The sequence below is a fragment of the Streptomyces sp. Ag82_O1-12 genome (genome assembly GCF_900182715.1).
In the GTDB taxonomy this organism is placed as follows: domain Bacteria; phylum Actinomycetota; class Actinomycetes; order Streptomycetales; family Streptomycetaceae; genus Streptomyces; species Streptomyces massasporeus.
Map to the genome: position 1 here is coordinate 5,761,877 of NZ_FXUW01000001.1, position 18,160 is coordinate 5,780,036.

The following is an 18,160-nucleotide window of genomic DNA, read 5'->3' on the forward strand; positions in this document are numbered from 1 at the left end:
CCGCATGCGGAAGATACTCGTCGTCGGAGCCGGTCAGTCCGGGCTCCAGATCGCCCTCGGCCTCCAGTCACAGGGCTACGAGGTCACCCTGATGTCCAACCGGACGGCGGACGAGATCCGCACCGGCCGGGTCATGTCGACGCAGTGCATGTTCCACACGGCCCTGCAGCACGAGCGCGATCTCCAGCTGAACTTCTGGGAGTCCCAGGCCCCGAAGATCGATGGAATCGGCGTCTCGGTCGCCGCCCCCGGATCCTGGGCCGAAGGCCCCTCCGCCCGCGCCATCGACTGGCTGGGCAGGCTCGACGGCTACGCGCAGTCCGTCGACCAGCGCGTGAAGATGGCCGGCTGGATGGAGACGTTCGCCCAGCGCGGCGGGCAGCTCGTCATCCACGGCGCGGCCGTCGGCGACCTCGACTACTTCTCCCGCACCTACGACCTGGTGCTCGTCGCGGCCGGCAAGGGCGAACTGGTCCAGATGTTCGGCCGCGACGCGGAGCGCTCCCCGTACAGCGAGCCGCAGCGCGCGCTGGCCGTGGCGTACGTTCACGGCCTCGGCCCGCGCCCCGAGCACCCCGGCACCGAAGCGGTCCGCTGCAACCTCGTGCCGGGTGTCGGCGAGCTGTTCGTCATGCCGACCCTGACCACCTCCGGCCGCGCCGACATCCTGTTCTGGGAGGGCATACCCGGCGGCCCGCTCGACGCCTTCAACGGCGTCAAGGACCCCGCGGAGCACCTCTCCCTGACCCTGGAACTCATGGAGCGGTACGTCCCCTGGGAGTACGCGCGGGCCACCAAGGTCGAACTGACCGACGCCGGCGGCACGCTGGCCGGGCGCTACGCCCCCACCGTCCGCAACCCGATCGGCCGCCTCCCCGGCGGCGGACTCGTGCTGGGCGTGGCGGACGTCGTCGTCGCGAACGACCCGATCACCGGGCAGGGCTCCAACTCGGCGTCCAAGTGCGCCGCCGCCTACCTCTCCTCGATCACCGAGCACGGCGACAAGCCGTTCGACGAGGAGTGGATGCGGGCCACCTTCGACCGCTACTGGAACACCGCCCAGCACGTCACCAAGTGGACCAACGCGATGCTCGCGCCGCCGCCGGAGCACATCCTGAACCTCATCGGCGCCGCCGGCGAGCTCCAGCCGGTCGCCGACCGCTTCGCCAACGGCTTCAACGACCCGTCCGACTTCGAGAACTTCTTCTACGACCCGGAGAAGACCGGGGCCTACCTGGCCGAAGTGTCCGGCGCGGGCGCCGCGTAACCCCCGTCGCCCTCGTAGCCCTCGTCCGACCCGTCCGTGGCGCCCTTGGGGAGCTTCGGCGGCTCGTAACGCCGCAGGGGCTCCCCGCCCGGGTCCGGTCGTACGGCACCGAGGACCGGGTTGGCCACGATCGGTGACACCTTCACCTTCGCGCCCGGCCGGGGAGCCTGGACGACCATGCCGTCCCCGAGGTACAGCGCGACGTGCGTGGCCTTCGGGAAGTACACGACCAGGTCGCCCGGACGCAGCTCGTCCAGGGGGATCCGCTCCAACCGCTTCCACTGCTCCTGGCTGGTCCGGGGGATGGGCGTCCCCGCCTCGGCCCAGGCCTGTGAGGTCAGGCCCGAGCAGTCGTATGTCCTCGGGCCCTCGGCGCCCCACTCGTACGGCTTGCCGAGCTGCCGCACGGCGTAGCGCACGGCGCGGTGGCCCTCGGCGGAGGGGGTGGGAGTGCGGACGGTGGTGGTGCTTCCGCGGTCGGCCCTGTTCTTGCCGTTGTCCTCGGCGTCTTCGGTGTCCTCGGCGACTTCGTCTTCGTTGACTTCGTCCTCGTCGCCCAGTGCGCCCGACGCCATGAACTCCTTCTGCGCTTTCGCGATGCCCTTCTGCTCGAACTCGGCCAGGTCGGTGAGCTGCTCGCTGCTCAGGGAGGCGAGCAGTTCCTCGACCTCGCGGAGGCGGGCGCGGATCTCGTCCCGTTCCTTCTTGCGCCGCTCGGTGAGGGTGAGCTGCCGGTCGAGGGCCGTGCGGGCCTTACGGGCCAGTTCGCGGGCCGTGCGTTCGTCGCCGGTCAGCCGGCCGATGGTGTCGGCCCGTTCCTGGGCGAGCCGGCCGATCACATGGCCCTGCTCGATCGCGTGCTGTGGGTCCCGGGCCAGCAGCAGACGTACGTACGGGGAGATGTCGGTGCTGCTCTGGTACTGCTGCCGGGCCAGCCGGCCGGCCGCGCCCCGGCTGTCGTGCAGGGAGAGCCGGGCGCGGGCGAGGGCGCGGTCCAGGCGGTCGGTCTCGGCGCGCTGCTTCTTCAGTTTCTCCTCGGTGCCGTTGTAGGCCTCGGTGGCCTCCTCGGCCTTCCTGTACAGCTTCTGAAGACCTGTCAGGAGCGGGGCGATGTCGCGCGCTTCCGTATCGCGGTCTTCCGTACCGCGCTCCTCCGTGTCGTGCTGTGCCGTGTCCGGCTCGGGGACTGCCCTGGCTGGGACAGGGGCCAGGACGGTTCCGGCCGCCGTCGCCGCGATGCAGACCAGACGCAGAAGCTTTCCTGACATGCCATCACCTCCGTTGCGGGGGCGGCGTGGTGCCGCCGGACAACGTGAGGATCAGGCGTGCGCGTGCGGTGCGCGCGGTGGGTGTGCGCGGTTCGGCGCAACGGGGTCACCCGTCGGCGTCGTCCGGCTTGCCGGGCGGCGTGGCGTCTGGCTTCGACCACGGCCAGTTGAGCCGGCGTGGTGGGACGCCCTCCGGGGCGTACTCGTACTTCCAGCGGTTGGACAGGCCGACCTTGCCCGGGCCCCGGGGGACGCGGCGGTAGACGAGCACGGTGTCCGGTCCGCCGTCGGGGGCCGGGACGGGGATGCGGTACGTCTTGGGCGGGTGGCCGGTGATGCCGACGAGGACGGGCAGGACTCTGCCGTCCATGGGGCCGCCCTCGAAGGGGGTGTCTTCGCTCTTCACGGGATCAGTGTCAGACATCCTCGGCGAGCGCCAGGACCAGGGCGTCGGTCTGCGGGTCGCGGCGGGCGGTCACCGTCAGCATCGCCACGAACTGCTCGACGAGCCAGTCGCGGAGTTCCTCGGCGGGCGGCTGCTTGTCCTCGTCGAGCCAGATGAGCGACGACGCCTCCACGGCGGTGATCCACATGCGGATGGTCATGCGCAGGCGTGGGCCGGGGCCGGTGACGCCGAGGTGGTTGAGGATGTGCTCGGCGGCGACGCGGCGGACGCCGTCGACGATGGCGGTGGTGCGGGACGTCTCCACGACGCTGCCGCCCTGGAGGAGGGCGCTGAAGCCGGCGTGGTGCTCGTCGACGAAGGTGAGGTAGCGGTCGAGGGCGCGGGACAGGCGGGGGAGGAGGGGGCCTACGCGGGGTTCGTCGAAGCAGTGCTGGAGCTCGTCGGCGGCGGAGCGCAGGGCGGCCTCGTAGAGCTGTTGCTTGCCGCCCGGGAAGTACCGGTACACCAGGGGGCGCGAGACTCCGGCCGCCTCCGCCACGTCGTCGAGGGACACCTCCTCCGGGGCGCGGTGGGCGAAGAGGCTCAGCGCGGAGGTGAGCAGCTGACTGCGGCGTTCCTCGACGCTGAGTCGCCGGTAGGCGGGGGTGGGGGCGGCTGGTGTCATGCCTCGCAGCGTAATCGGGGGCCGGGGGGCTGCGTAGCGGTGGCGGGGGGCTTGCTTTCACGCCGGCGGGGGTGCCGGTTTGCTTTGCCTGACCGCCGGGTGGGGGTGCGCGTGCGCTTCGCGTGCGTGGAGTGTGGGTCGGGGCCGCGCCGGGGGGTGTCCGTCCTCGGAACGACGCGATGGGGTTGCGTACCGACTCGCTCCCCGTTGACGCGCCAACCGCTGCGGGCGGACACCCCCGACACGGCCCCTTCTCGCCGTACGCGGGTGCGGGAGCGCCTAACGCGCGTCCACGTGCTGGAAGTCGACGGCGGTGATCCGAGCGGCCTTCGGGGTCAGTTCGGCCATGCCCTGGCCCGCAGCGATCACCTCAGTACTCGTACCCGTCTGGGCCAGAGGGATACCGGCCCAGGTCAGCGAGTCACCGAGGGCGTTCGCGCGCGAGCGCTGGTGGCGTTCAGTGCACCGGACTACCTGGTTCAACGATCCGGAGCTGACCGAGCAGGAGCCCGAGGCCGCACTGGCCTACCAACACCTTCGACATGAGCGACTGGGCCTTGCGGCTCACGCCCGAGGAAGCGCTGATCGGCGCGGCCCGGGGACCCGGAGACCTGGCCAAGGAGGTGATGGTCCCGGACCAGGGCAGTGCCACAACGGAGATCCGCGTGCCGGTCCGGGCGGCGAACATCTCGGCGGAGAACCCGAGGTTCATCGAAGCGCAGGCGAAGATAGCCCGGCACGTCACGAACATCTTCGTGACGTATCAAGACAGGTCAGAGTCGATCCGGATGCTATTGAGGTCGGTAAAGTCGGCGATCTTCCTGGCCTCCGCCTGGCTGACCACTCCCTGCGGCTTGTCGGCGGCGGCCTTGTCGTCGTCCGAGCCGGTGCCACCGCCGCACGCCGTCAGGGCGAGGGCGGTCGTGGCACCGATGGCGGCGGTCTTGCCGGCGGGTGGTGTGGGGGGACATGCGGTGCTGATCTCCTTCAGGGCCACGGAGGGTGACTGCGTCTCGAAGGACAGTAGTCACCCTGCATGGACATGACGGAGTCGGGGCCGCTACGCCAGCAGCCCCGACGACTTCCACAGGCGGCGTCCGACGCCTCGGAGCACACCGATGTCGTCGAGGAAGTCGGTCAGACGCTTGGAGCCGTTCTGCATGACCTCCCGGCGGTGGCCGCTCGCGCGGACCTGGGCGAGGGCCTCTCGTTTGTCGAGGCCCACGTTGGTGTAGACGTCCGGGTTCACGAAGGCCACCGAGAAGACGCGGGCGAACTCGCCGGAGGTGACGCGGGTGAACTCCTGGGACCACTTGGGGGCCGTCACCATCTGGCGGCGGAGTTCCTCACGGGCGTAGCGGACGTGGCGGGCCTCCTCCACGACGTGGATACGGGTGACACCGCGGACCAGGGTCTGGACACGCTCGTCGGGGAAGGTCAGGCGCTGCATCCAGTCGAGGACCTCCTCGCCGAGGAGGGTGGCGGTGAAGGAGCCGGGGGTGGTGGAGATGGTCTTGAACAGGCGGCCCAGGTGCTGGTGGGCTCGGCTGACCGGGTACCAGGGCGTGTCACCGTGGGAGATCAGGCGGGCGAACATCTTGGAGTGGCGGCACTCGTCCTCGATCTCCGTGAGTGCGTAGCGCACATGGGCGCTCGTCGCCGCCTTGTCGTAGATGTGCCGGACCAGCAGCTGCATCAGGATGATCTCGAACCAGATGCCCAGGGAGGCGAGGGCCGCGGCCTCGTGCTGGGAGAGCAGGATGCGCTGTTCCTCGCCCATGCGTTTCCAGAGCGGGGTGTCGTAGAGCGAGACCAGCTCCGGGGGCCAGAACCACTTGCCCTCCTCGAAGGGCGCGTCCCAGTCCAGCTCCTTGTCCGGATCGAAGGAGTGCTTGGCGGAGGAGTCGAGCAGCCGTTGGGCCACCTGCTCCCGGTCCTTGAGCAGGCCGAGGGCATCGCGCAGGCCGTCGAGCGCGTCGGCTTCCGTCAGGGTCGTCATGGCTGCCCACCTCGTTGTGCACACGTCACTGTTCCTCTTATGAGACTGCCTGTCAGCAAGCTCGTCAATCCCCCGCGCACTACTTGTTGACCCGGTGTCTACCTCGTGTGAGCCTGCGGGCACGCCGCCGAGAAGCTCGACGCCGAGCGCCTCGCGGCGGAGGAGAAGGCGCGGGTGGCGGAGGTGACGGGGGCGATCGACGCAGGTCGGGCGGCTGGTTGAGGGGCCGTCAGAGGGCGCAGCCCAGGCCCTCCGGTACCTCGCCGAGCAGCGGCGTCGCCCCCTGGGGCGGGAACGAGGTCCGCAGGGTGAAGGCGTATGGTGTCGGGCCGTGCGTGCGCAGGTGCAGCACGCGGGACTCCGCCTCGGCGACCGTGGGGCGGTGGCCGGCCGGGACCCACCAGAGGGCGACCATGGCCTCCTGGACGCGTTCGAACCACTCGCGGCGACGGGCGAGCATCTCCCGGTGCCGGCCCTGATACATGTACGCGGTCAGGGCGTGCGTGTCGCGCCACACCGACATGTTGATGATCAGCCAGGAGTCGCCGAAGACGGGCACGTCCGTGGCGTCGTCGCCGCCCTCGCCCTGGAGGCGCCAGACGAAACCGTCGGCCCCGTCCGCGTCCGCGTTCACCGGGTCGAGGTTGTCGACGAAGTCCTTCAACTGCGGTGAGTCCAAGGGGGCCTTGAGGCGGCCGAGGTTGACCTGGGCGAGTTCGTACGCGGGCTCAGTCATGAACCGAACGGTAGGTCGGGCGCCCCCGGTCCCGGTAGCCCCGTCTCAGCAACCGGGCGGCCGTTGCGGGTCGCGTCAACCGGACGGCTGCTCAGGGGACTTCAGCACCGCTTCCATCACCGCCCGGGCGATCGGCGCCGCGTCACCGCCCCCGCTGATGTGCCCGCGGTCCGTCTCCGCGTCCTCCACCACGACCGCGACCGCCACCCGCGGCGCCAGATCGCGATCGCCCTGCGCCCAGGAGACGAACCAGGCGTACGGCGTACCGGAGTTGCCGAGACCGTGCTGGGCGGTACCGGTCTTGCCGCCGACCTTGGCGCCGCGGATGGCGGCGTTGCGGCCGGTGCCGTTCTCCACCACGTCCCGCATCATCGCCCGCAGCCGGACGGCCGTGGACGGGTACATCGCCTGGCGGATCGCCCGCGAGCCGGCCGTCGCCAGGGTGCTGCCGCCCGGCCGGGTCGTGCGCTCCACCAGGTAGGGGTCCCGCACCTGGCCGCCGTTGGCCACCGCCGCAGCGACCATCGCCATCTGCAGCGGTGTCGCGCGGGTGTTGTACTGGCCGATCGACGACAGGGCCAGCTGCGCCTGGTCGAGGCTGGTGTCGAAGGTGGACCGGGCCACCGGGAAGGGGACCCTCAGCGCCCCGTTGCCGAAGCCGAAGGCGTGCGCCGTGGCCGTCATGTCCGCCGCACCCACCTCCACACCGAGCTTGGCGAACACCGTGTTGCAGGAGAACGTGAAGGCCTCCCGGACGGAGGCGTTCGCACAGCCCTTCGACGAGTTCGTGAGGCGGGTGCGCGTCCCGGGCAGGCGGTAGGGGTCGGGGGTGTCGGTCGGCGCCTCGATGTCGGTGACCACACCGGCGTCCAGCGCGGCGGCCGCCGTGACGACCTTGAAGGTCGAGCCCGGTGGATACGTCTGCCGCACCGCCCGGTTGAGCATCGGGCGGTCCTTGTCGGCGGTGAGCCGCGACCAGGCCCGGGCCGCCGCCGAGCCGTTGCCCGACAGCGGCTGGGGGTCGTAGGACGGGGCGGACACCAGGGCCAGGATCCGGCCGGTCGACGGCTCCAGCGCCGCGACCGCCCCCTTGTGGCCCGCGAGCCCCTCGTACGCGGCCTCCTGGGCGGCGGGGTGGAGTGTCGTGACGACGTCTCCGCCGGGGTTGCGCGCCCGCGTGAAGTCGTTCCACAGCGGGAACGGCGCGAGCATCGGATCCGCGCCGGACAGCACGCCGTCCTCGCTGTTCTCCAGGAGCGTCGTCCCGTACAGCTGGGAGGCGAAGCCGGTGACCGGGGCGTATATCGGGCCGTCCGTGTAGGTCCGTTCGTAGCGGAGGTGCTCGCGGGTGTCCCGGGAGCCGGTGACGGGCCGCCCGCCGACCACGATGTCCCCGCGGGGCTGCTCGTAGCGGGTGATGTCGGGGCGCCGGTTGCCCGGGTTCCGGTCGTACGACGGGGCCTGGACGACCTGGACCCGGGCGGCGTTCAGCAGCAGGGCCACCAGCAGCAGGGCGCAGAAGTACCCGGCGTGCCGGATGTGCCGGGTCACCGGGCGTCCTGCCCGTCGTAACTCCGCCGGGCCGAGTCGCTCACCCGCACCAGCAGCGCCACGATCGCCCAGTTGGTGACCACCGACGAGCCGCCCTGCGCGAGGAACGGCATCGCCATGCCGGTCAGCGGGATCAGCCCGGTCACCCCGCCCGCGATCACGAACACCTGGAGCGCCACCAGCGAGGCCAGGCCGACCGCGAGCAGCCGGCCGAAGGGCTCGCGCTGCGCGAGGCCCGCGCGAAAGCCGCGCTCCACCAGCAGGCCGTAGAGGAGGAAGACGGCGGCGATGCCGGCCAGGCCGAGTTCCTCGCCCGCGGTGGCCAGGATGAAGTCCGACTTCACGGCGAAGCCGATGAGGAAGGAGTGGCCGAGCCCGAGACCCGTGCCGAGCATGCCGCCCTCCGCGAAGGCGAACAGCGACTGGGCGAGCTGGTTCGCGCCCTCGCCCGCCTCGATGGAGGCGAAGGGGTGCAGCCAGGTCTCGATCCTGCTGTGCACGTGCGGCTCCAGCCGGCCGACGGCGACCGCCCCCAGCGCGGCCAGCAGCAGGCCGACCGCGATCCAGCCGGTGCGGCCGGTGGCGACGTAGAGGAGGGCCACGAACAGGCCGAAGAACAGCAGCGACGTGCCGAGGTCGCGCTCCAGGACCAGCACGCCGACGCTCACCAGCCAGACGGCGACGATCGGGCCGAGGACCCGGCCGGTGGGAAGCTGGAGCTTCCAGATGCGGCGGCCGGTGTACGCGAGGGCGTTGCGGTTCGCCGCCAGGTACGCGGCGAAGAACACCGCAAGCAGCACCTTCGCGAACTCGCCCGGCTGGATGGAGAACCCGGCGATCCGGATCCAGATGCGGGCCCCGTTCACCGCCGGGAACAGGATCGGCAGCGTGAGCAGGATCAGCGCCGCGACCACGCAGACATACGTGTAGCGCTGGAGCACCCGGTGGTCGCGCAGCAGCAGGACGACCAGGATGAACGACGCCACGCCCAGGGTCGACCACACCAGCTGGGCCGGTGCCGCCCGGTCGCCCGGGGTCTCCAGGTCGAGCCGGTAGATCAGCACCAGCCCCAGCCCGTTCAGCAGCACCCCGATGGGCAGGAGCAGGGGGTCGGCGTACGGGGCCCGCAGGCGTACCGCCAGGTGGGCCAGGAGCGCCAGGACGCCGAGGCCGGCGCCGTAGCCGGCGGCGCCGGGGGGCAGCGCTCCGTGCCGGGCGAGGCCCACGGCGCAGTAGCCGTACACCGACAGCAGGACGGCCAGCACGATGAGGGCGAGTTCGATGCCCCGGCGCCGGGGGAGGCGGCGGACGGCGGGCGCGGGCGGGTCCGCCGTCGCCACGGTGATTCCGGCCTTGCTCATGTCCGGAACCTACCCAAACCATCCGTCTTGTGTGCCTCTGGGTGACGGAGTGTCAGCACCAGCGTGGCGCGGGGCCGACGTTGTCGATGTACCGGGCCGCGCCCCAGGCCCACGTGCCGTCCGTCAGCAGGTACCAGAGCGGATTGCCCTGTACGGTCTCGCCGCCCGTCTTGCAGAAGATCTTGACTTCGTCGCCCCGGTGGGCGTAGCGGATGATCTGCGAACCGCGGTTGGGGGCGCTGCGCAGCGCCAGGGTGTCCGCGGTGACGACGCCGCGGTAGAGGCTCGAGTCGTTGTTGTTGTGGTTGTTGCTGCCGCCGTTCCAGCTGTTCGGGTCCTGGTTGCCGTTGCCTCCGCCGCCGTTGCCGCCGGAGCCGCCGTTCCAGCTGTTCTGGCCCTGGTTGCCGTTGCCGTTGCCGCCGTTCCCGCCGTTCGGGTCCTGGCGGCTGGTGCCGTTCCCACCGCTCGGGTCCCAGTCGTCGAGCGCCGCGGCGGGCGTGATGGTGGCCGCTGCGGCGAGGAGCCCGGCGACGGTGGCTATGGAGAGACGGGTGCGCAGGGACATGGGGGTTACCTCCATGTGGGGGCGAAGATGCCGAAGCTGACTAATCGCCACATTAGGAGCGCCCAGAGGGTGCCGCCCTTCACGCTGGGCCATAGGAGGACGCGCCCCGGGCGCTCACTCCGCCGCGAGTTCCAGCGTGGCCACCGCCCCGCCGTCCGGCGCGTTCGCGAACTCAAGCCGTGCCCCCAGCACCTCGGCCTGCCCCCGCGCGATCGTCAGCCCCAGCCCGTGCCCCCGCGTACCGCCCTCCGTCCGGAACCGCTGCGGCCCGTGCGCGACGAGGTACTCCGGGAACCCGTCCCCGTGGTCGCGAACGGTCACGACCGGGCCGTCCACGGTCAAGACCACCGGCCCCCGTCCGTGCTTGTGCGCGTTCGCCACGAGATTGCCCAGCACCCGCTCCAGCCGCCGCCGGTCCGTCTCCACGGCCACGTCCCGTACGACCCTGACCTCCGTGTCGCTCCCCGCCGCCCGCACCGCCCGCTCGGCCAGCGGCCCGAGTTGCTCGGTGTCCAGCTCCACCCGCTCCCGGCCGGTGTCCAGCCGGGAGATCTCCAGCAGGTCCTCGGTGAGGGTGCGCAGCGCCGCCACCCGGTCCCGGACCAGCTCCGTCGGACGGCCCGGTGGAAGCAGTTCGGCCGCCGCGTGCAGCCCCGTCAGCGGCGTGCGCAGCTCATGCGCGACATCCGCCGTGAACCGCTGCTCGGCGAGCAGCTTGCCCTGGAGCGAGGCCGCCATGGAGTCCAGGGCGGCGGCGACCGCGGCCACCTCGTCCGGCGGGCCGGCCTTGGTGCGCGGGCCCGTGCGGGGGTCGTTCACGCGCGCGTCCAGGTCGCCCGCGCTGATCCGCCGGGCCACCAGCGCCGTGGTGTGCAGCCGCCGCGTCACCCGCGTCACCGCGAACGCGCCGACCAGCAGCGTCGCCCCGATCGCCAGGCCCGACGACCACAGGATCGCCCGGTCGAGGCCCTCGATCGTGCGGGCCTGCTGGGAGTAGTCGACCGCGACGGCCAGCGCCCGCTCGCCGTCGACCGGACCCGCCGCCCACATGGTGGGGCGTCCCGCGCGGTCGGCGACCATCGTGCCGCGGTCGCCGGCCACCGCCAGGTCCCGCAGCTCCCGCGGCAGCTCCGGCGGGTCCACCCCGGCGCCCCGCCACAGGGTGTCCCCGGCCTCGTACCGCTCCGTCGCCTGCGTCAGCCGCTGCAACGCCTGGTCACGGGCCTGGCCGACGGTCTGGTTCGTCACCTGCACATGCACCAGGACGCCGAGCAGGGCCGCCAGCGCGCAGCACATCACCGCGATGAAGACGGCTGCTTTCACGGCCAGCGTCCCGGACCACTGGGGGAGTACCGGTCTCATCCGCCACTCGCCGAGGGGGAGAGGGACGGGGAGGCGGCGGGGGATCCGGACGGGGAGACGGTGGGGGTTCCGGTAGGGGAGCCGGAGGGGGATCCGGAAGAGGATCCGGTGAGGGAGGAGGCCGAGGCCGACGGGTGCCGGGAGTGCTTGCGCGGGCCGGTGCGCAGCATCTCGTCATGGGTGAGGAGCATGGCCCGCTGGTCCCGGTCCCAGGTCCACTGCAGGCGGTACTCGTAGCCCGCGACCTCCGACGGCGAGCGGATCACCAGGGAACGCCCGGCCAGCTCGACCCCGCTCAGTGCGTCCTCCCATCCCATCACCTGCACCAGCCGGTGCTTCTCGACGGTGTAGACGCGGACCGCGGTCGTCTTGCCGGGCAGCAGCGGGAAGCCCAGCGTCAGGTCGTCGCGCCCGTCGCCGGTCAGATCCCGGTAGTACGGCGTGAGCACCGGGCACTTCCCGTGCCCCGGGCCCTTCGCGCAGTCGGCCATCTCGCGCTTCGTGTCGCGGTAGGGGGCCTTGGCGCCGTCGTAGTCACCCGGGTTCCGGGCGATCTCGGCCCGGACGATGGAGACCGGGTCCACCCGGCGGATGTCGTCGCCGGGCACCTTCACCCCCTTGATCACCTCGGTGTTCACCTCGCCGATCTCGAAGGCCGGGCTGGACGCCGGCGTCAGCTCCGGCCAGAGCCGGGCCGGACCCTCCGCCGTAGAGGTCGACCCCGCGCCCTCCAGCCCGCCGGCGTCCCCGCAGCCCACGGCGGCGGCCAGCAGGAGGGCGACGACGGCGAGGCGACGGGCGGCCTGTCCGGGGCGGCTGAGGGGCACTGCACTCCTGGCGTTTCATGGTGATCACACGGCGGGCACATGGGGGACGCGACCGTCGGTGGCGTGCACCTGTCGGCCGCGTACACCTTATTCGTAGGGAAGTCCCATTTGCGCGAGAGGGCGGCCGTACGCGCACAGCCGTACCCGTGCCGTGCTACTCGGCGAGTTCCTCCAGCAGCCGCGCCGTGGCCAGCCCGGCCCGCAGGTAGTCGACGAACAGGTCGTTGTGCAGCGCCCAGGGCGAGCGCCGGGCCCGGATCAGCCGGATCGCCTCCTCGGCGGAGTTGCCCTGGCGCATCAGCGCGTGCGCGACGACGAGACCGGAGCGGTTGTACCCGTGGTAACAGCGGACCAGGACCCTGCGGCCCTCGCCCAGCGCCTCGCACGCGGCCTCGGCCAGCCGGATCACACCGGCGAGCTGCGTCCCGTCCAGCGGCCCGTCGGGGATCGGCCACACATGGTGCCGGACGCCCGGATCGGGCCCGTGCCCCGGCAGCCGCAGCAGCGTCTGCACGAGATCGAACTCGTTCCGTACGACGGCGAACTCCAGGTGGCCCAAGGCCCCCGTGTACTCGTGACCGCCCATCCAGAGCCCGTGGACGACCTCGCTCCACGGAGTCTCCGGAGCGGGTACGTCGGGTTTACTGCGGGTACGCAACGGCGCCTCCCCACCACTACCGCCCGAGGGTCCGCGGGCAGGCCCAACTTCTCTCAAAGGTAGCCGGGTTCTTGCCCCCGCAGCACCCCGCCTGTTCCCATGGACTGGGGTGATGGTGCATGAACGGACTGCGCGTCATACCGACCTGGCGGCACGGCCGGGAGCGGCTCTACGTCTGCCTCCCGGACGGCAGGAACATCGCCTGGTACGACCGTGAGGCGGCACGGGTGAACCTGCTCGGCCAGGACCGCGAGGACGACGTCCTGCGGGCGCTCGGGCCCTTCATCACCGGCCCCGTGACGGTGGGACCGCCCCCGGTGCCGACCCCCGCCGAACTGTCCCGCCTCGCCCTCCACCCCGACGACGACCTGGCCCCCAACCGCCCCGGCGAGGCCCTCCTCGTCGCCCTCGACCGCGATCCCGGCCCCACGCACCGGCTGCGCCCCGACCCGCGCCGCAGGGCCCTGACGGCCGAGCAGACGGTCGGCGACGCCCTGGACCGCCTCGACGGCGCGGGCTGGCACGCCCTGCACTCCGTGCCGCTCCCCGGCGGCGACCGCATCCATCACCTGCTGATCGGCCCCGGCGGCCTCTACGCCGTGCACACCCTCCACGCCCGCAGGCAGCGCGTCCGGATCACCGATCCCGTGATCACCCTCGGTCGTCGCGACCCGTACCCCCTCCTGCGCCGCGTCCGCTCCGACGCCGACCGCGCCTCCTACGCCCTGACCGCGGAGGTCCGCCCGGTCCTCGCCCTGGTGGACCCGGCGGCGGTGTCGATCACCACGGCCCCAAGGGAGGTCCACGTCCTGACGTCCACGGAGGTGGAGGGCCTGTCCCAGCGGGGCGGCGTCCTGAAACCGGCGGACGTGGAGGCGCTGCACGCGATGGCCCGCGACCGGAACACGTGGGCGCGGGTGTGAGACGCGGTCCGGGCCGGTCGGGACGTGGAGCCTGACCGCCGGGGGCGGTGCGGCGGGGCACGGCAGCTGTCTGCCGGGGCCGGACGCGGCACGCGCGCCTGATGCGAGGCCCGTCGCGAATCCTCCGACCGTCGCGGGTTACGGCAGCGATCCGGCCGCATCCGTGTCCAGCAGCGGAGCGAGCAGGTCGCCGTAGTCCTGGATCCTCGGGGCGATGTCGGCGGCGTGGAAGTCCAGCCGGCCGGGCTCGCGGCACTCCTCGATCTCGTCCCAGGTCACCGGGGCCGAGACGGTCGGTTCCGGGCGGGCCCGCAGGGTGTACGGGGTCGCCGTCGTCTTGCGGGCGGCGTTCTGGCTCCAGTCGACGAAGACCTTCCCCGGACGCAGGCTCCTGGTCATCCGGTGGAGCGCGAGCCGGGGCATGGCCTTCTCGGCCTCGACGGCGAGTGCCTTGGCGTACTCGGAGACCCGCTCGGAGGACGCCCCGCGCACGGCGGCGAGCAGATGGAGCCCCTTCGAGCCGGAGGTCTTGGCGTAGGTCTCGAGGCCGTCGCGCGCGAGCCGTTCCCGCAACCACAGCGCGACCTCGCAGCACTGGACGATGCTCGCCGGCGCCCCCGGATCGAGGTCGAACACGATCCGGTCGGCCTCGTCCGGAGTGTCGACGAGCCACTGGTGCGTGTGGAACTCGGTCACGAGATTCGCCGACCACATCAGGCTCGGCAGATCCTGAACCAGGACCATCCGTGAGGGTCCCTCGACCCGTGGCACCTCGGCGGTGGTGACCCAGTCGGGCGTACCCGGAGGCACGTTCTTCGTGAAGAACACCTGCCCCTCCGGTCCGTCCGGATACCGCAGGAAGGACACCGCCCGATCACGCAGATGGGGCAACAGGACCTCGGCGACGGTCGCGTAGTAGTGCAGCACCTCGCCCTTGGTGAAGCCGGTGGCGGGATACAGCACCTTCTCCAGATTGCTGAGAGCGAGCCGTCGGCCCTCCACCACTGTGATAGGCGCCATACGATAAGAATCCCACGCAAACCGTGACGAACACTCCCGAGCGTGACCGGAAGGGTGCTGCACGTGAGATCCATCTGGAACGGCGCCATCTCGTTCGGCCTGGTCAGCATTCCGATCAAGCTGGTGAATGCCACCGAGAGCCACTCGATCTCCTTCCGCCAGATCCACACCGAGGACGGCGGCCGCATCCGTTACCGCAAGTTCTGCGAACTGGAGGACCGGGAGGTCACCCAGGGGGAGATCGGCAAGGGCTACGAGGACGCGGACGGCACGATCATCCCGATCACCGACGAGGACCTGTCGAGCCTGCCCATCCCGACCGCCAAGACGATCGAGATCGTCGCCTTCGTCCCGGCCGACCGGATCGACCCGCTCCAGATGGACGCGGCGTACTACCTCCAGGCGAGCGGCGCCCCCGCGGCGAAGCCGTACACCCTGCTGCGCGAGGCGCTGAAGCGCAGCAACAAGGTGGCGATCGCCAAGTTCGCCCTGCGTGGCAGGGAACGCCTGGGCATGCTCAGGGTCGTCGGCGAGGCCATCGCCATGCACGGCCTGCTGTGGCCGGACGAGGTCCGGGCCCCCGAGGGTCTGGCCCCCGACACCGACGTGACCGTCCGTGACCAGGAACTGGACCTGGCGGACGCGCTGATGGACACCCTGGGCGAGGTCGACCTGGAGGACCTGCACGACGAGTACCGCGAGGCCGTGGAGGAGGTCATCGCCGCGAAGGCCGCCGGCGAGGCCCCGCCCCAATCCCCGGAACCGGCCACGGGAGGCAAGGTCCTGGACCTGATGGCGGCCCTGGAGAGCAGCGTCCGCGCGGCCCGCGAGTCCCGGGGCGAGGACGCCGAGCACGCCGAGGTCAAGTCGCTCCCACAGCGCAAGACGGCCCGGGCGGCCCCCAAGCAGACCGGCGGCAAGAAGTCGACGTCCACGGCGAAGAAGACAGCGGCCAAGAAGACGACGGCGGCGAAGAAGTCGACGTCAAAGTCGGGTCAGGGCCAGGGGACGACGAAGAAGACGGCGTCGAAGAGCGCCGCGAAGAAGACACCGGCGAAGAAGTCGACGTCGCGCAAGCGCTCGGCGTAACAGGGGCCGGGTGGGGCCGGCCCGGTGCCGATACGGGACGGCGAGGGCGGCCGGGAGCCCCGGGCACCCGGAGAGGGTGCTTGGGGGCGGCGGGCACCCGGCGAGGGCGCTCGGGGAGGGCGGCGGGCACCACACGGCCCGTTGCCCGCCGCCCCCAAAGCCGAGACCTGATGAAGGACCTGAAGGGGCTGAAGGACCCGAAGGGCCTGCTGAACCAAACCCCTCGGGTCAGGTCACCCGCCTGCCCTCCTGCTGCTCGGACCCGTCCTCCTCCTCGTCCGGCAGATGGACGTCGCCGACGGCGATGTTGACCTCCACGACCTCCAGACCGGTCATCCGCTCCACCGCGTTGACGACGTTGGTCCGGATGTCCGCTGCGGTGTCGGCGATGGCGGCGCCGTACTCGACGACCACGTCCAGATCTACAGCGGCCTGGCGTTCGCCGACCTCCACCTTCACCCCCTGGGTGACCCCTCCGCCCCCGCCCGGCACCCGCTGACGCACGGCCCCGAAGGCCCTGGTCATTCCTCCGCCGAGGGTGTACACCTCGGGAATCTCCCGGGCCGCCATGCCCGCGATCTTCGCGACGACCGTGTCCGCGATGGCGGTGCTCCCACGGGTGCCGGGAGCACCCTTCCCGCCCTGCGATGTCGCCCCGTCCTGCCTGCCCGCTGTGCTCCTGCGCTGAGTGGTCTCCGTCATGACCGTCACCTCGATGATCGGTGAGGGGGTGAGCAGCGTCGTTCCTCTCCACGGTAGAACAATGGTGCGTACGGGGCGAAAGTGGTGATTCTCCACCCTTCGCGCCTCACCCGTACCGGGTGAGGCCGGAGCTGTCTGCCCGCTCCGGGCGATCGTGCGGAGCGTCGTCCCGGGCTTTCATCGTCCGGGCACCGGGCGTGATGCGGAAGAGCGACGCGTTCACGCCGTCCGGGCGTCCACCGGGCGCGTGAAGGGCCGGTACATCTCCGCGAGCAGGAAGGCCAGTTCGAGGGACTGGGTGTGGTTCAGCCGGGGATCGCAGGCCGTCTCGTAGCGGCGGTGCAGGTTCTCCTCCAGGACGGCGTTGCCGCCCCCCAGGCACTCGGTGACGTCGTCCCCGGTGAGTTCGACGTGCACGCCGCCGGGGTGGGTGCCCAGCGACCGGTGCACCTCCACGAAGCCGCGGACCTCGTCGACGACGGACTCGAAGAGGCGGGTCTTGTGACCGCTGGGCGCGACGACGGTGTTGCCGTGCATCGGGTCGCTGACCCAGCACACCGGAGCGCCCTCGGCCGTCACCTTCTCCACCAGGGTCGGCAGCACGTCACGGATGCGCTCGGCTCCGGCCCGGACCACAAAGGTGAGCCGGCCCGGCTCGCGCCGGGGATCGAGGCGGTCGATGAGTCCGAGGACCTCGTCGGGGGTCGCGGTGGGGCCGAGCTTGACCGCGACGGGGTTGGCGATACGGGAGAAGTACTCCACATGCGCCCCGTCCAGGTCCCGGGTGCGCTCACCGATCCAGAGCAGGTGCCCGCTGGTGGCGTAGGGGCGTCCGTCGTCCGGCCCGGGACGGGTCAGCGCCGTTTCGTAGTCCAGCAGCAGACCCTCGTGCCCGACGAAGAACTCCGCGGTGGACAGCTCGCTGGTGTCGACACCGCACGCGTCCATGAAGGCGAGGCTGCGCTCGATCTCGTCGGCGAGTGCCTCATAGCGCTCCCCGGCCTCGGCGGTCGTCACGAAGCCCCGGTTCCAGGCGTGCACCTGGCGCAGGTCGGCGAACCCGCCTTTGGTCAGAGCCCGGACCAGGTTCAGGGTGGTCGCCGAGCTTTCGTACATCCGTCGCATCCGCCAGGGGTCGGGCCGACGGCCCTCGGCGGTGAACTCCACCGTGTTGACGGCGTCGCCCCGGTAGGAGGGCAGCTCCACCGTGCCCCGCCGCTCCACCGGGCTGGAGCGCGGCTTGGCGTACTGCCCCGCCATCCTGCCGATCTTGACGACGGGCAGGGCGGTGGCGTGGGTCAGGACGACCGCCATCTGCAGCAGTGTCTTGATCTTTCCGTGGATGTCGTCGGCGCTGAGACCGCCGAAGGTCTCGGCGCAGTCCCCGCCCTGCAGCAGCACGGCCTCCCCGCGGGCCACGGCCGCCATCTTGTGCCGCAGCAGATCGCATTCGGATGCCAGGACGAGCGGCGGAGCGGCGGACAGGTGGGCCGTCACGGAACGCAGTTCGGTGGTGTCGGGCCAGTCCGGCTGCTGCGCCGCCGGTGACCGGCGCCACGCATCGGCGGGTGAATTGCTCATCGCACCTCCCTTTCCGGGTCGAAGAACCGGCTCAGCTCAACTCAATCCCATCCCGGGGGTCAAGCGATTCCGAAGTGGTCCGCCACAGCGGTCGGCAATTGGTCTGGCTCAGGATTCGAGGTGCCTGATTTTCTGACGGCATCGAGCGCGATCGTCATCCAGTCGACGACGCCGAATTCAT

17 protein-coding genes and 1 pseudogene are annotated in these 18,160 nt (G+C 71.5%); 4 read left to right on the top strand and 14 right to left on the bottom strand.

Translation table 11 applies throughout. The features are described 5' to 3' along the window. The first annotated feature begins 4 nt into the window (after positions 1-4). Positions 5-1,267, top strand: coding sequence for a styrene monooxygenase/indole monooxygenase family protein (locus tag QOL88_RS26620; protein WP_097220392.1), 1,263 nt, complete (start codon positions 5-7; stop codon positions 1,265-1,267). On the opposite strand, the gene QOL88_RS26625 is transcribed toward QOL88_RS26620, so the two are convergent. From QOL88_RS26625 to QOL88_RS26635, 3 genes are all read right to left on the bottom strand, one after another. Next, the gene (locus QOL88_RS26625) at positions 1,231-2,535 is read right to left on the bottom strand and encodes a C40 family peptidase (protein ID WP_097220395.1); all 1,305 of its coding nucleotides are present in this window, start codon (positions 2,533-2,535) and stop codon (positions 1,231-1,233) included. The genes QOL88_RS26620 and QOL88_RS26625 overlap by 37 nt on opposite strands. 106 nt (positions 2,536-2,641) lie before the next feature. Beyond that, positions 2,642-2,941 (bottom strand): DUF8847 domain-containing protein, encoded by a 300-nt coding sequence (locus QOL88_RS26630; protein ID WP_097220398.1) that lies wholly within the window; start codon positions 2,939-2,941, stop codon positions 2,642-2,644. 10 nt (positions 2,942-2,951) lie between these two features. Next, positions 2,952-3,605, bottom strand: a complete 654-nt coding sequence (locus QOL88_RS26635; RefSeq protein WP_097220400.1) for a TetR/AcrR family transcriptional regulator — start codon at positions 3,603-3,605, stop codon at positions 2,952-2,954. 418 nt (positions 3,606-4,023) lie between these two features. Between QOL88_RS26635 and QOL88_RS26640 the strand changes: the two are divergent. Then, positions 4,024-4,186, top strand: a pseudogene (locus tag QOL88_RS26640) (ArsR family transcriptional regulator); the annotation flags it as partial. A gap of 479 nt (positions 4,187-4,665) precedes the next feature. Here QOL88_RS26640 and QOL88_RS26645 read toward each other — a convergent pair. The 8 genes from QOL88_RS26645 to QOL88_RS26680 all read right to left on the bottom strand — a co-directional run bounded on the left by QOL88_RS26645 (position 4,666) and on the right by QOL88_RS26680 (position 12,664). Continuing rightward, positions 4,666-5,604, bottom strand: coding sequence for an AurF N-oxygenase family protein (locus tag QOL88_RS26645; RefSeq protein WP_031108281.1), 939 nt, complete (start codon positions 5,602-5,604; stop codon positions 4,666-4,668). 229 nt (positions 5,605-5,833) lie between these two features. Continuing rightward, positions 5,834-6,340: a DUF3291 domain-containing protein gene (locus QOL88_RS26650; protein WP_097220403.1), complete on the bottom strand. Its 507-nt coding sequence runs from the start codon at positions 6,338-6,340 to the stop codon at positions 5,834-5,836. Positions 6,341-6,415: 75 nt separating this feature from the next. Further along, entirely contained in the window at positions 6,416-7,891 is a 1,476-nt protein-coding gene (locus QOL88_RS26655; RefSeq protein WP_097220406.1) for a penicillin-binding transpeptidase domain-containing protein, read from the bottom strand. Continuing rightward, on the bottom strand, positions 7,888-9,252 hold the full coding sequence (locus QOL88_RS26660) for an FtsW/RodA/SpoVE family cell cycle protein (protein WP_097220409.1): 1,365 nt from the start codon (positions 9,250-9,252) through the stop codon (positions 7,888-7,890). The genes QOL88_RS26655 and QOL88_RS26660 overlap by 4 nt, the downstream gene beginning before the upstream one ends. A 52-nt stretch (positions 9,253-9,304) precedes the next feature. Beyond that, complete coding sequence (locus tag QOL88_RS26665; RefSeq protein ID WP_097220411.1) at positions 9,305-9,817, bottom strand: SH3 domain-containing protein; 513 nt, start codon at positions 9,815-9,817, stop codon at positions 9,305-9,307. A 114-nt stretch (positions 9,818-9,931) separates the two neighbouring features. Further along, positions 9,932-11,179 carry an ATP-binding protein gene (locus QOL88_RS26670; RefSeq protein ID WP_097220414.1) on the bottom strand — a complete coding sequence of 416 codons (1,248 nt, stop codon included), beginning with the start codon at positions 11,177-11,179 and terminating at the stop codon, positions 9,932-9,934. After that, entirely contained in the window at positions 11,176-12,006 is an 831-nt protein-coding gene (locus tag QOL88_RS26675; protein ID WP_097220416.1) for a hypothetical protein, read from the bottom strand. Before QOL88_RS26675 ends, QOL88_RS26670 begins: the two co-directional genes overlap by 4 nt. Positions 12,007-12,160: 154 nt before the next feature. Then, a complete protein-coding gene (locus QOL88_RS26680) occupies positions 12,161-12,664 on the bottom strand; it encodes a protein-tyrosine phosphatase family protein (RefSeq protein WP_097220419.1) in 504 nt (167 codons plus the stop codon). Positions 12,665-12,783: 119 nt separating this feature from the next. Here QOL88_RS26680 and QOL88_RS26685 point away from each other — a divergent pair, with 119 nt between their 5' ends. Continuing rightward, on the top strand, positions 12,784-13,587 hold the full coding sequence (locus tag QOL88_RS26685) for a nuclease-related domain-containing protein (RefSeq protein WP_097220421.1): 804 nt from the start codon (positions 12,784-12,786) through the stop codon (positions 13,585-13,587). Positions 13,588-13,725: 138 nt separating this feature from the next. On the opposite strand, the gene ligD is transcribed toward QOL88_RS26685, so the two are convergent. Next, the gene (gene ligD, locus QOL88_RS26690; RefSeq protein ID WP_097220424.1) at positions 13,726-14,607 is read right to left on the bottom strand and encodes a non-homologous end-joining DNA ligase; all 882 of its coding nucleotides are present in this window, start codon (positions 14,605-14,607) and stop codon (positions 13,726-13,728) included. Between the two features lie 63 nt (positions 14,608-14,670). Between ligD and ku the strand changes: the two genes are divergently transcribed. After that, positions 14,671-15,696: a non-homologous end joining protein Ku gene (gene ku, locus QOL88_RS26695; RefSeq protein WP_441349296.1), complete on the top strand. Its 1,026-nt coding sequence runs from the start codon at positions 14,671-14,673 to the stop codon at positions 15,694-15,696. Between the two features lie 228 nt (positions 15,697-15,924). On the opposite strand, the gene QOL88_RS26700 is transcribed toward ku, so the two are convergent. Further along, positions 15,925-16,398, bottom strand: a complete 474-nt coding sequence (locus QOL88_RS26700) for an Asp23/Gls24 family envelope stress response protein (protein WP_097223198.1) — start codon at positions 16,396-16,398, stop codon at positions 15,925-15,927. A 219-nt stretch (positions 16,399-16,617) separates the two neighbouring features. Beyond that, entirely contained in the window at positions 16,618-17,979 is a 1,362-nt protein-coding gene (locus tag QOL88_RS26705) for a class II 3-deoxy-7-phosphoheptulonate synthase (protein ID WP_097220429.1), read from the bottom strand. Positions 17,980-18,160 lie beyond the last annotated feature (181 nt).